Genomic DNA, 13,189 nt, shown 5'->3' with positions numbered 1-13,189 from the left:
CTATTCACTCGCGGTTATCACCGCTGACCATTCGGGGGGACCGACACCAGATGGCACCCCCCGAAACGCGCGCCGCAGAGGCCACCTTGACTGAAATCACCGGCCACGCACCGAACATCGCGGCGAAACGCGAATCGGCCCCCGCCGAGCCACCGAGCCTGCGGTCGTGGATGCGCACCGCCGGCCTCTTCCTGCGCAGCCCGGAAGGGCATGCCGCGATGCTCGGCTGCTACGGCGCGATCATGATCACCTTCGGCGGGTTCGGGGCGGGCAGCACCCGCCAGCGCGACCCGATACTCGAGGCGCTGCACCTGTCCTGGCTACGGTTCGGCCACGGGTACGCGCTGTCGACCATCGTCGTCTGGATCGGCGTGCTGATGATGATCACCGCGTGGGTGCGACTCGGCCGCACCACGATCGGCCGGGGCGACCGCGTCGATGTCGGCGTGACGCTCAACGAGCTGCGCGCGATCGTCGGCATCTGGATCACCCCGCTGCTGTTCGCCGTGCCCATGTTCAGCCAGGACGTCTACTCGTATCTGGCGCAGGGCGCGCTGCTGCGCGACGGCTTCGACCCCTACGTCGACGGGCCGGTCAAGAACCCCGGCGTGCTGCTCGACAACGTGAGCCCGGTGTGGAAACTCACCACCGCGCCCTACGGCCCGATCTTCCTGCTGCTCGGCCGCGGCATCACCACCATCACCGGCGACAATGTCGTCGCGGGCACCATCGCGATGCGGATCGTCATGCTGCCCGGCCTCGCCCTGATGATGTGGGCGGTGCCCTATCTGACCAAGCACCTCGGCGGCAAGCCGACGGTGGCGCTGTGGCTCGCGGTGCTCAACCCGCTGGTGCTGATCCACCTCTGGGGTGGCGTGCACAACGAGATGCTGATGGTCGGCCTGATGTGCGCGGGCATCGCGCTGGTGCTGGAACGCCACCACGTGGCAGGCATCGTGGTGGTCGCCATCGGCGTGGCGATCAAGGCGACAGCGGGCATCGCCCTGCCGTTCCTGGTGTGGATCTGGATGCTGCACGAACGCGAGAAGCGCGCCGCCGAGCGGGCCGGACGCGACCCGGCGAACCTACCGGAGAGCGAACGGCCGCACGACGCCGCCGAGCCGACCGAGGACATGCCGCACCCCGCGCTGATGTTCGCCAAGATCGCCGGGCTCGGGCTCAGCGTGTTCGCGGCGGTCTTCGTGGCCGCCTCGGCCATCGCCGGCGTCGGCATCGGCTGGCTGACCGCGCTGTCCGGCTCGAAGAAGATCATCAACTGGCTGTCGCTGCCGACGATCATGATGCACGCGGTCGGCTGGGTGACCTCGTTCGACCCCGGCAAGGTGCTGAACGTGACCAGGGCGATGTGCGCGGTGGCGCTGGTGGCCGTGCTGGTGTGGGCCTGGTGGCGCTTCCGGCACAGCGAGCGGGAGGCGGTGTTCGGCATCCTGATCGCGTTCGTCGGGATCGTCATCCTGTCCCCCGCCGCGCTGCCCTGGTACTACTCGTGGCCGCTGGCGCTCGCCGCCGGGTTCGCGCTGTCCACCACGACCTTGATGGTGCTGGTCGGCCTGTGTACCTGGCTGATGCTGGTGTTCCAACCGGACGGCTCGATCGGGTTGTACAGCTTCTGGCACGTCGCCCTGGCGACCTTTGCCGCCGTGGTGGCGGCGATGTCGCTGCGCAAGGTGGACCCGCTGCGGTTGCGGGCCACGCCGCCGAGTATCGATCCGGCCGCGCCCGCTCGACCATGATCGGCGGCACGCCGCAGTCGGATCTCGCCGTCGCGTATCGCGAATGCAGGCAGATCGCGGCGGCGCACGGACGCACCTATTTTCTGGCCACCCGGTTGCTCTCGGCGGAGCGTCGACCGGCGGTGCACGCGCTGTACGCGTTCGCCAGGATGGTGGACGACATCGTCGATCATGCGGAAACCGATGTCGCACAGCGCTATCCGAACCAGATTCGGGAGCACGAGCTGCCCGAGCACGGTCCGGGCGGTGAGCTCGAGCTGATCGAGAAGCAGCTGCGCATTGTGCTGGAGTCCGGGGCGGGCGCCGCCAATGCCGCTCGGCTGCTAGGGGTCTCGCTGGACACGTCCCCGGCGTCGACCGGTGCGCGGCAACCGAGCGCTGCGGGTCGAGCCATGATCCTGCTCGCCGTGGCCGACACCATCCATCGCTATGACATTGCCGCACAGCACTTCTGGACGTTCCTGGACTCCATGCGGATGGACGTGCCCGGCACCGCGCGCTTCCGCGACCGCTACGCCACGATGGCCGAGCTGAACGAATACATGAGCGGTTCGGCCGCGGCCATCGGGCTCCAGGTGCTGCCCGTCCTCGGCACCGTGGTGCCGATCGCCGAGGCCGAACCTGCTGCCGCGGCGCTCGGCGAGGCGTTCCAGCTCACCAATTTCCTGCGCGATGTCGCGGAGGACCTCGATCGTGGACGGGTGTATCTGCCCGCCGACGAGCTCGCCGCCTTCGGTGTCGACCACGAGCTGCTGATCCACTGCCACCGCACGCACCGCACCGATCCGCGAGTCCGCCGAGCCCTCGCCCACCTCATCGCGATCAACCGCGACAGCTATCGACGCGCCGAACCCGGCATCGAACTACTAGAGCCGCGAGTTCGACCGGCCATCCGCACGGCCGCCGTGCTCTACGCGAGCATCCTCGACCACATCGAGGACTCCGGTTATGCCGTGTTCACCCACCGAGCAGTAGTACCCACCCACCAGCGCCTAGCCGTAGCCGCGACACAGTTCACCACCGCCGCACTACACAACCGCACTCGCCACTAACGTCAGGCCCACCACATCCCACTCACCCGACCACCACAGCGCGAGTTTTGCGAGCGCCGTTCGTGGCCCGTCGCGCGTCCGAGCGGTCGAAGCGCATGCGCCGCAGGCGCGAGTCTCGACCGCTCGGACGCGCGACACCCGGGGGCCACGAACACGCCGCCCCCGCGCGGCCAATATTTCAGAAGGGGTCGGCTGCGGCGCGGCGGATGACCTCGCGGGCGAGCGGGCCGTGCAAGGCCTCGACGGGGGTGCCGGGGAGGCTGTCGTCCTCGGTGAAGACCCATTCCAGGATCTCCTCGTCGGTGTATTTGGCGTCCTTCATCACGGTGATCAGGCCGGGCAGGAACCTGACTACGCCTTCGTGGTCGAAGAACCGTTCCGGGACGCTGACCACGCCGTCGCGGCGGACGGCGAGCAGCTGGTGGTCACGCAGCATCTGATGGACCCGGGTCACCACGAGCCCGAGCCTGTCTGCCACCTCGGGTAGCGGCAGCACTGCCACGGACTCCGGAAGGACATCATCACTGCAGGGAAATGCACTCACGACTGCGCCTCGCTGACGCTCGGCTCCGTCGTGAGTGCATATGCGGCTGTGCTGTTGGTTCGTTCGCTGCGCTCACTCACGCGGATAACGGTAGACGGTCGCCCGCAGCAAGTCGTGAGACACCCGGGTGCGTTTGGTCGATACCATCGTGAGGGCCGCACGGGGCGGTCGATCGCTTGTGGGATCAACCGCGAGGGGTGAGAACTTTGTGAAAGCCGGAGGACATCAATTGATCGGCCAGATGCTGGAAGGGCGCTATCGCATCGATGCGCCGATCGCCCGCGGCGGCATGTCGATGGTCTTCCGGGGCGTCGACACCCGTCTTGACCGGCCGGTGGCCATCAAGGTGATGGACCCGAAGTTCGCCGGTGATCCGCAGTTCCTTTCCCGGTTCGAGTTCGAGGCTCGCGCGGTCGCCAAGCTCAAGCACTCGTCGCTGGTCGCGGTGTACGACCAGGGTGTCGACGGCGAGTATCCGTTCCTGATCATGGAGTTGGTCGAGGGTGGCACGCTGCGCGAACTGCTGCGTGAACGCGGCCCGATGCCGCCGCACGCGGTGCGCGCGGTAGCCGAGCCGGTGCTCGCGGCGATCGGCGTCGCGCATTCGGCGGGGCTGGTGCACCGCGACATCAAGCCGGAGAACGTGCTGATCTCCGATGCGGGCGAGGTCAAGATCGCCGACTTCGGCCTGGTTCGCGCGGTGGCGGCGGCCAACACCACTTCGGCCAGCGTGATTCTCGGCACTGCCGCCTACCTGTCCCCCGAACAGGTGACCACCGGCACGGCCGACGCGCGCAGTGACGTGTATTCGTTCGGCGTGCTGATCTTCGAGCTGTTGACCGGGCGGGTGCCGTTCACCGGTGACACCTCGCTCTCGGTGGCGTATCAGCGGATCGAGAACGATGTGCCGAGCCCGAGCCGATTCATTTCGGGTGTGCCGCCGGAGTTCGACGAGCTGGTCGCGAAGGCGACCGCGCGCGAGCCCGCGCACCGGTTCGCCGACGCCAACGAGATGGCGGCGGCGCTGCGGCAGATCGGCGCGAAGCTGAACCTGCCGCCCTACCGGGTGCCCTCGCCGCAGGAGTCGGCCGAGCATCTGAGCGCGAGCTACCGGGTAGCCACGCCAGCCGCTCAGCCTGCCGGGATGCCCGCGCCGGAGCCGTACCCGCCGCAGACCGTGCAGCACACCAAGGTGGTCACCGCGCCGCGGCCTCGGGTGGATTACGGTCCGCCCGACGATTACCAGCCGCAACCGGTGCGTCAGCAGCACGCGTCGTCGCCGTATCAGGCGTACGCGCCCGACCGCACCAAATCGCGCCGCATGATGTGGGTGTGGGTCGCCATTGTGGTAATTCTCACGCTGGTCGTCGGGGTCGGCGGCTGGTGGCTCGGCGTCGGCCGGTACTCGCCGGTTCCGGCGATCGCCGGGATGGACTCCGATCGCGCCGTCGCCGCGCTGCGGGAGGCCGGGTTCGAGACCTCGATTCGGCAGAAGGCGTCGGACATCATCCCGGTCGGCGGCGTGGTCGGCAGCGACCCGTCGGCGGGCTCGCGGGTCACCAAGGGATCGACCGTCGAGGTTCTGGTGTCCAGCGGCAAGCCGAAGGTGCCCGACGTGCAGCCGGGTGATCCGATCACCAAGGTCAACCAGCTGATTCGTGACGCGGGGCTGCAACCGGTGGATTCCGGTGAGATAGGCAACGCCGCGCCGAAAGGATCGCTGGCCAAGGTGGATCCAGGTCCCGGAGTCGTCCTCCCGATGGGCGGACAGGTAAAGGTCTACCGCAGCAAGGGTTCTCAGCCGGTGAAGGTGCCCGACGTGCGCGGGAAAACCACCGCCGAGGCCACCAAGATCCTCACCGACGCGGGCATCGCGGTGCGCGAGAACCGATCTCAGTTCGACCGCAGTATCGAAGCCGACAAGGCGATCGGCACCGACCCGGCCGCGGGCACCACCATCCAATCCGGTGACGGGGTCGCCCTGCTGGTGTCCAACGCCTTGAAGATGCCCGATGTCCGCGGCTGGACGGTCGCCAACGCCAGGGCGAAGCTGCAATCCCTCGGCGTTCAGGTCGAGGTGAAACAGCTTGTGGCGAGCGACAGTTCACTCATCGTCTCGCAATCCCCGGCCGTCGGCGCCAACATCGAATCCGGCAACTCCGTCTCGCTGGTCGCCCTGCCTTAGAGCCGCTGAGGTCTCATCAGGCCCCGTGTGCGGAGCGCGGTCGAAACGCCCCCTCAGGGCCCTACTCGGCCTCCCCTTCGCCAGCACAGCACGAGACTGTGCGCGGCATCGGGAGTCAGCCCGGCGCGCATTGCCTGACTTGTCAGCCGAGCCGTAAACGCTTGCTCAGCGGAGCATTTCGGCGACGAGGAAGGCGAGTTCCAGGGACTGCTGGGTGTTCAACCGGGGATCGCAGGCGGTTTCGTAACGGCCGGAGAGGTCGAGATCGGAGATGTCCTGGGCGCCGCCGAGACATTCGGTGACGTCCTCGCCGGTGAGTTCGATGTGCAGGCCGCCGGGGTGGGTGCCGAGGGCGTGGTGCACCTCGAAGAAGCCCTGGACCTCGTCGACTATGCGGTCGAAGTGGCGGGTCTTGAAGCCGGTGGACGCCTCGTGGGTGTTGCCGTGCATGGGGTCGCACTGCCAGATGACCTGATGGCCGGTGGCCTGAACCTTCTCGATGATGGGCGGCAGCACGTCGCGGACCTTGCCGTTGCCCATCCGGGAGACGATGGTGAGCCGGCCCGGCTCGTTGTTCGGGTCGAGCCGCTCGACGTACTCCACAGCCATATCGGGCGAGGTGGTCGGGCCGATCTTCAGACCGATCGGGTTGGCGATCAGTTCGGCGAGCGCGATGTGCGCGCCGTCGAGCTGCCTCGTCCGTTCGCCGATCCACAGGAAGTGCGCGGACAGGTCGTAGAGCACCGGCTCGCCCGCGGCGTTCTCGCTGAGGCGCAGCATGGCGCGCTCGTAGTCGAGGACCAAGGCCTCGTGGCTGGCGTAGATGCGGGCCGAACTCAGGCTCGGGTCGTTGACCCGGCAGGCGGTCATGAACGCGAGGCCGCGGTCGATCTCCTCGGCCAGCGCCTCGTATCGAGCACCGGCGGGCGACTTGGCGACGAAGTCACGGTTCCAGTCGTGCACCTTGTGCAGGTCGGCCATGCCCGCGCCGGTCAGCGCGCGCACCAGGTTCATCGCGGCGCTGGCGTTGGCGTAGGCGCGGACCAGGCGGGACGGATCGTGCTCGCGCTGCGCGGCGTCGGCGACCAGCGCGTTGATCATGTCGCCGCGGTAGGACCTGAGGCCGAGCGAATCCGTATCGGAGGACCGCGGTTTCGCGTACTGGCCGGCGATGCGGGCCACCTTGACCACCGGCACGCTCGCGCCGTAGGTGAGCACGACGGCCATCTGCAGCAGGGTGCGGATGTTGCCTCGGATGTGCGGCTCGGTGTTGTCGGCGAACGTCTCGGCGCAATCACCGCCCTGCATGAGGAACGCCTCGCCGCGGGCCACCTCGGCGAGCTGCGCGCGCAGGTCCTCCACCTCGGCGGGCACGCAGATCGGCGGCACGCTCTCCAGCACGGTGCGCATCTGCGCCGCCTGCTCTCGATCCCACGACGGCTGCTGTAACGCGGGGCGGCCCAGCGCTTCGTCCAACCGCCTGCGCAACTCGGTAGGCAGCGGCGGCAGTTCCGGCAGGCGATCGATCGGCACGTCCACGGTCCAGTTCACTCGTTCAGAATACGGATCAGTCGGGCGCGGGCGGTACCCACCACACGGGTGGCACCGGCCACCCTTGATATCGCGGTTCGAGATCCGAGCCCGGCTGCCTAACCGACCCCCCGCCCACCTAGGGTGAATGTTCGGAGGTACCTCCGGCGTCACATCGGGCGCCGTACCGAACTGCTGAGGAGTAGACCGATCTCGCTTCGATACTTTTATGACTGCGAATTCATCGAGGACGGGGTCGTCATCGACCTGGTCTCCATCGGTGTCGTGTGCGAGGACGGGCGCGAATACTACGCGGTGTCCACGGAATTCGATCCCGAGCGGGCGGGCCCGTGGGTGCGCAGGCACGTGCTGCCGCAGCTGCCCTCGCCGTCCTCGCCGCTGTGGCGCGGCAGGAAGCAGATCCGCGACGACCTGTACAAGTTCCTGGTGCCGCGCTCGTCGGTGGTGCCGGAGCTGTGGGCCTGGGTCGGCGCGTACGACCACGTCGCGCTGTGCCAGCTGTGGGGTTCGATGGTCGACCTGCCCACCGCCCTCCCCCGCTACACCAACGAACTACGCCAGCACTGGGACGCCCACGGCCGCCCCGAACTCCCCCCCGTCCCCCCGGACGCCCACGACGCACTCGCCGACGCCCGCCACAACCTCGCCAAGTTCGAGGCCATCGAGGCATCCCGCCGCAGCACACCCCGGTTGTAGAGACCAAAAACGCAGGCCCCGAGTCGAAAACGACTCGGGGCCTTCGGTGTTCAGCTATCAGTGGCTGTTGTTGCCGTTGCCGTGCTCTTTTTCCTGACGCGCCTGCAGTACCTTGAGCTGCTTGTGCTCTTCGGCGTGCTCGTTCTCGAAGTGCTGCTCGCTCTCCTGCCACGGGTCGGCCCGCAGGAAGCTGCCGGTGCCGGGCTTGCCGGCCAGGCCGAGCTTGCTCATCTTCTTCGGGACCGTGGCGCCCTGGTACTCCAGCGGGATCGGGTGGCCGTGGTCGTCGACCGGGCCGAGCGGCTGGTGCACCTCGATGTACTCACCGTGCGGCAGGCGCTTGATCACGCCGGTCTCGATGCCGTGCTCGAGCACCGCCCGGTCGCCGCGCTGCAGGCCGATGCAGAACCGGTAGGCGATGAAGTACGCCAGCGGCGGCACGACGAGGATGCCGATGCGGCCCATCCAGGTGGTCGCGTTCAACGAGATGTCGAACTTCAGCGCGACGATGTCGTTGACACACGACAGGGTCAGCACCACGTAGAAGCCGATCGACATGGCGCCGATCGCGGTACGCACCGGCACGTCGCGCGGACGCTGCAGCAGGTTGTGCCCGGCGGTGTCGCCGGTCAGCCGCTTCTCGATCCACGGGTACATGATCAGCACCGTGAACACCAGGCCCATGATCAGCGCCACCCAGAACACGGCGGGGACCGTGTAGCGACCCAGGTAGAGCTCCCAGGGCGGCATCAGACGCGCCAGGCCGTCGGTCCACATCATGTAGAAGTCCGGCTGCGAACCCGCGGACACCTGAGACGGGTTGTAAGGACCGAGGTTCCAGATCGGGTTGATCTGGAACAGGCCACCCATGATGCCGATGATGCCGAGGGTGAAGGCGAAGAACGCGCCCTGGTCCGCGGCGAACACCGGGATGATGCGCGCGCCGACCACGTTGTTCTCGGTACGGCCCGGCCCGGGGAACTGGGTGTGCTTCTGGTACCAGACCAGCGCCACGTGGGCGGCGATCAGGGCCAGGATGATGCCCGGCAGCAGCAGCACGTGCGCGATGTAGAGGCGCGGGATGATGATCGTGCCGGGGAAGTCCCCGCCGAAGATCAGCCAGTGCATCCAGGTGCCCGCGATCGGGATACTCATCGTGATACCGCCGAACGCGGCGCGCAGGCCGGTGCCGGACAGCAGGTCGTCGGGCAGCGAGTAACCGAAGAAGCCCTCGAACATGGCCAGGATGAGCAGCAGCGAGCCGATCACCCAGTTCGCCTCACGCGGCTTGCGGAACGCGCCGGTGAAGAAGATGCGGAACAGGTGCACGATGATCGACGCCGCGAACAGCAGCGCGGCCCAGTGGTGCACCTGGCGGACGAACAAACCGCCACGCACCTCGAAGGTGATGTCCAGCGCTGTCTCGTAGGCCCGCGACATGGTGACACCACGCAGCGGCTGGTACGAGCCGTTGTAGACGACCTCGGTCATCGACGGATCGAAGAACAGCGTCAGGTAGACACCCGACAGCAGCAGGATGATGAACGCGTACAGCGCGATCTCACCCAGCAGGAACGACCAGTGGGTCGGGAAGACCTTGTTGATCGACCGCTTCATGAACGCGGCGGCTTGGTACCGCTCGTCCATCTCGTTGGCTTGCGCTGCGACAGAAGGGCTCATGAACGACGCTCCCAGTAAGCCGGGCCGAGCGGCTCGATGAAGTCGCCGTTGGCGACGAGGTAGCCCTCGGAGTTGACGGTGATCGGCAGCTGCGGCAGTGCGCGAGCGGCGGGACCGAAGACCGGCTTACCCCATTCGGTCGCCAGGAACTGCGACTGATGGCAGGGGCAGAGGATCTTGTTGGTCTGCGACTCGAACAGCGACGTCGGGCAACCGAGGTGGGTGCAGATCTTCGAGTAGGCGAAGTAGTCGCCGTAGTTGAAGCTCTCCTGGCCCTTACGCTTGACCGCCTTCTGCGCGTCTTCGGTGCGCAGGCGAATCATCATGACCGCGTTGCGGATACCGCGCAGCGATTGGAGCGTGGCGTGCTCGTCGCCGCGCCACTTTTCCTTCCAGGGGAACACCGTCTCCATGGCGCCCGCGTCCATGTCCTCGGGGCGGACGAGCACGATGTCTTCCGGGCGACCGGTGTCGCGGCGGATGTAGACGGTCTCGCCCTCGAAGTCCGGGGTCCAGCCCGACACCCACAGCGGCGACTTCTCGCGCTTGGCCCACGGGTTCTTCACCATGCCGCCGACGAACACCAGCAGCGCGCCGATGCCGAGCACGCCGACGCCCGCGCCCGCGGTGCGGGTGATCAGTTTGCGGCGGGCCAGCGTGGAGGTTTCCAGCGCGTCGGTGAGTTCGGCGACCAGGGTGCGGCGCTCGACCTCGGGCGACGGGCCGTCGTGGCGGTCCTGGATGGACAGCTCGGCGGGGATGAACATCTTGCGGATCAGCACCACCGCGACGCCGATGACCAGCACCGAGACGCCGAAGGTGACGCCGACCAGCGGGGTGAACAGCGAGTAGGCGGTGTGGCCTTCCTCGTCGGACGGCTTGAACTTCCACGGCCAGAACAGGTACACACCGACCAGCGCCGCCGCGGCGATGCCGGAGATGGCGAACCAGAACGCGACCGCGCGCTCGGCGCGCTTCTCGGCGCGGGTGCCCGGAACCGGGAACCGCTCGCGCCGGTAGGCGACGTCGACGCCGTCTCGCTCGGTGCCGAGCTTGACCAGCTCGTCGCGCGACATCGCGTCGAGTTCGGCCTCGGTGTAGTCCCGCTTCGCCGCGTGGCTGGCGGACTCCGCCACCGCGTGCCCGTCGGACTCCGCTACGGCATGGCCGTCGGAACCGGCGACCACCTCGTGGGAACCGTGGCCCGTGGATTCCTTCGACGGCTCGCCGTCGTGGCCCTCATCCGGCCGACCCATGTCGTTTGGCTCCTTCTCGTTCTCGCTCATGACTGTGTCCTCTGGGTCATGCGCCCGAGCCCTACGTGGTTACGCTGCGCTGCCGCCTCCGGGCTTGACGTGCTCATGACCGCGACCCGATCCAAATCGCGGCACCGACGACCGTCGTAATGCCGATCACCCACATGACCAGGCCCTCGGTCGCGGGACCGAAGCCGCCGAGGTCCCAGCCGCCGGGGGCCTTCTCCTCTTTCGAGTTCATGACGTAGGCGACGATGTCGCGCTTCTCTTCCGGCGACAGCTGCCGGTCGGAGAACTTCGGCATGTTCTGCGGGCCGGTCATCATCGCGTCGTAGACCTGCTGCTCGGAGGCGGGCTCCAGCGGGGGCGCGAACTTACCGGAGGACAGCGCGCCGCCGCGTCCGGTGAAGTTGTGGCAGGAGGCGCAGTTCATCCGGAACAGTTCCGAACCGCGGGCGATGTCGTCGCCGCGCAGCGACTCCTGCGCGATCTGGCCGTTCGCGTCGCGGACCACGCTGGGGCCGCCGCCGTTGGCCGCGACGTAGGCCATCAGCGCGTCGGTCTGGTGCTCGTCGAACTTCGGTGGCTTGCGCTGCGCCTGGGCCTCGTTGCGGGCCATCGGCATGCGGCCGGAGGACACCTGGAAGTAGACGGCGGCCTCACCGACACCGATGAGGCTGGGGCCGCGGTCCTGGACACCCTGCAGGTTCGCGCCGTGGCAGGTGATGCAGGACGTGTCGTACAGCTGGTTGCCCTCGCGGATCAGCGCCGAGGAATCCTCGTTCGCGGTCGCCCGCTGCGGGTCCGGCGTCAAAGCCGCTGCCAGGAAGCCTGCTCCGACGAGGCCCACCAACAGCGCGAGCCCGCCCGCGATGCGACGGCGAACGCGGCGCTGCCTGCGTGTCTTGCTGGCCTCGCCGTTCCCGTTGCTGGCGGGCTCTGGCGCTGACGGGGGAGATGAACTCATCTGTGTCCCTTTGGAGTAGACGGAACCGACGTGTGCAAAAGACTGGGGTATGCCCGGCTCAGCGGACGAAGTAGATCGTGGCGAACAACCCGATCCAGACGATGTCGACGAAGTGCCAGTAGTACGAGACGACGATCGCGGCGGTGGCCTGCGCGGGGGTGAACTTACTGACCTTGGTGCGGATCAGCAGGAACACGAACGCGATCAGACCGCCGATGACGTGCAAACCGTGGAAACCGGTGGTGATGAAGAACACCGAGCCGTAGGCGCTGCTCGAGATCGAGGTGCCCTCCTGGTACAGCGCGTGATATTCGGTGCCCTGACCCGCGACGAACATCGCGCCCATGATCAGGGTGACCACATACCAGCGGCGCAGGCCGAACACGTCGCCCCGCTCCGCGGCGAACACACCCATCTGGCAGGTGAACGACGACGCGACCAGCACGGCGGTGACCGGCACGGCGAGCTTGAGGTTCAACTCGGTCGGTTCCGGTGGCCAGACGCCGTGCGCCTGTGCGCGCGCGACGAAATACATCGCGAAAAGGCCGGCGAAGAACATCAACTCGCTGGACAGCCAGATGATGGTACCGACGCTGACCATGTTGGGCCGATTCAGCGAGTGCACACGCTGGGTAATGGCCGATCCGGGGGTCCCTACTGCGGTCGTCACGGGGGTAAGTATGACTCGTCGTAGTACGACACAAGTACCCGGGTGCGAAACTTGTGTCTCCGTGTCGGAAAACCCACGGACAGACGGCCTCTCGACCAGGGCTCGGCGTGTTGAAGTCGGCCCGCCCGCGGCGCGGCGGCGTCGGTCGGGACGGGTGCCGGTGCCGGGTCCGCGTGCCTTCGGGTAGCTGGACCACAGCATGACAGGTGTGCGTAAGTAAAAGCTGAGATGGAGGCGACGTGGCAGCGCGGTTGTGGAGTCGATTGTTCGGGCGCGGCGGTCCGGTGCCGCTGGATCCGAGTAGAGCCGACCTAGTGGTGGTCGCGGCGAGTTTCGATGACACCGAGGCCTGTTCGGTGGCGCTGGCGCGGGCGACCGAGCTGGTGCCGGACGCGGACGCGGTGCTGCGCCATCATCTGCGGATTCCGCCTGGGCAGGTCGCGGCGGTGTGCGCGATCGCGGCACAGGACGGGTATGCGCCCGCGCCGCAGGTCGGCGGGCCGGGGACCGATGCGCTGGAAACGGTGATCCTGCAGCGGGTGCAGGTGCTCGACGCGCTGCACTGTGCGCAGGAGCAGTCGCGGATGGCGGGGCTCGCGCAGCGGCACGAGGGCACGGCCGACGGCTGGGACGCGCTGCAACCGCGTCCCGCGACCGAAGAATCCGGGCCTGCTGCCGGGCCTCGGCAATAAGTTGTCCCGACTACACCGTTCGCGATTTAACGACGCGATTCGCACCAACCGGGCACAGTAAGCTACTCCGCGACAAACTGGTGTGAACCAGTGTGACGGGAGAAAGTAAGTTCATGAGCGAGCGCAGCGAGCGAATCGTGAC

General features: G+C 67.6%; 11 protein-coding genes. 5 read left to right on the top strand and 6 right to left on the bottom strand.

Going from position 1 to position 13,189, the window contains the following annotated elements:
• Window positions 1-50: 50 nt before the first annotated feature.
• Window positions 51-1,754, top strand: a complete 1,704-nt coding sequence (locus ACIBCN_RS03075) for an alpha-(1->6)-mannopyranosyltransferase A (protein WP_396989788.1) — start codon at window positions 51-53, stop codon at window positions 1,752-1,754.
• Complete coding sequence (locus ACIBCN_RS03070) at window positions 1,751-2,806, top strand: phytoene/squalene synthase family protein (protein ID WP_396989787.1); 1,056 nt, start codon at window positions 1,751-1,753, stop codon at window positions 2,804-2,806. Before ACIBCN_RS03075 ends, ACIBCN_RS03070 begins: the two co-directional genes overlap by 4 nt.
• A 178-nt stretch (window positions 2,807-2,984) precedes the next feature.
• On the opposite strand, the gene ACIBCN_RS03065 is transcribed toward ACIBCN_RS03070, so the two are convergent.
• Window positions 2,985-3,350 (bottom strand): Rv2175c family DNA-binding protein, encoded by a 366-nt coding sequence (locus tag ACIBCN_RS03065; protein ID WP_396989786.1) that lies wholly within the window; start codon window positions 3,348-3,350, stop codon window positions 2,985-2,987.
• Between the two features lie 241 nt (window positions 3,351-3,591).
• Between ACIBCN_RS03065 and pknB the strand changes: the two genes are divergently transcribed.
• A complete protein-coding gene (gene pknB, locus ACIBCN_RS03060) occupies window positions 3,592-5,535 on the top strand; it encodes a Stk1 family PASTA domain-containing Ser/Thr kinase (RefSeq protein WP_396990172.1) in 1,944 nt (647 codons plus the stop codon).
• A 165-nt stretch (window positions 5,536-5,700) separates the two neighbouring features.
• Here pknB and ACIBCN_RS03055 read toward each other — a convergent pair whose 3' ends face one another.
• Entirely contained in the window at window positions 5,701-7,086 is a 1,386-nt protein-coding gene (locus tag ACIBCN_RS03055) for a class II 3-deoxy-7-phosphoheptulonate synthase (RefSeq protein ID WP_396989785.1), read from the bottom strand.
• Window positions 7,087-7,275: 189 nt separating this feature from the next.
• On the opposite strand from ACIBCN_RS03055, the gene ACIBCN_RS03050 reads away from it, so the two are divergent.
• Window positions 7,276-7,782, top strand: coding sequence for a polyadenylate-specific 3'-exoribonuclease AS (locus ACIBCN_RS03050; protein ID WP_396990171.1), 507 nt, complete (start codon window positions 7,276-7,278; stop codon window positions 7,780-7,782).
• 57 nt (window positions 7,783-7,839) lie between these two features.
• Here the strand turns inward: ACIBCN_RS03050 and ACIBCN_RS03045 are convergent, their stop codons facing one another.
• From ACIBCN_RS03045 to ACIBCN_RS03030, 4 genes are all read right to left on the bottom strand, one after another.
• Window positions 7,840-9,462 carry a cytochrome bc complex cytochrome b subunit gene (locus ACIBCN_RS03045; RefSeq protein ID WP_396989784.1) on the bottom strand — a complete coding sequence of 541 codons (1,623 nt, stop codon included), beginning with the start codon at window positions 9,460-9,462 and terminating at the stop codon, window positions 7,840-7,842.
• Window positions 9,459-10,718, bottom strand: a complete 1,260-nt coding sequence (locus tag ACIBCN_RS03040; RefSeq protein ID WP_396990170.1) for a ubiquinol-cytochrome c reductase iron-sulfur subunit — start codon at window positions 10,716-10,718, stop codon at window positions 9,459-9,461. The genes ACIBCN_RS03045 and ACIBCN_RS03040 overlap by 4 nt, the downstream gene beginning before the upstream one ends.
• Window positions 10,719-10,821: 103 nt before the next feature.
• Window positions 10,822-11,685 (bottom strand): c-type cytochrome, encoded by an 864-nt coding sequence (locus tag ACIBCN_RS03035; RefSeq protein WP_396989783.1) that lies wholly within the window; start codon window positions 11,683-11,685, stop codon window positions 10,822-10,824.
• Between the two features lie 58 nt (window positions 11,686-11,743).
• Complete coding sequence (locus tag ACIBCN_RS03030; RefSeq protein WP_396989782.1) at window positions 11,744-12,355, bottom strand: heme-copper oxidase subunit III; 612 nt, start codon at window positions 12,353-12,355, stop codon at window positions 11,744-11,746.
• A gap of 239 nt (window positions 12,356-12,594) precedes the next feature.
• Here ACIBCN_RS03030 and ACIBCN_RS03025 point away from each other — a divergent pair, with 239 nt between their 5' ends.
• Complete coding sequence (locus tag ACIBCN_RS03025; RefSeq protein WP_396989781.1) at window positions 12,595-13,047, top strand: hypothetical protein; 453 nt, start codon at window positions 12,595-12,597, stop codon at window positions 13,045-13,047.
• Window positions 13,048-13,189 lie beyond the last annotated feature (142 nt).

It is taken from the genome of Nocardia sp. NPDC051052 (assembly GCF_044456045.1).
Classification (GTDB): Bacteria; Actinomycetota; Actinomycetes; order Mycobacteriales; family Mycobacteriaceae; genus Nocardia.
Note: the sequence above shows the minus strand (reverse complement) of the source record. Positions and strands in the feature narration are given on the sequence as shown.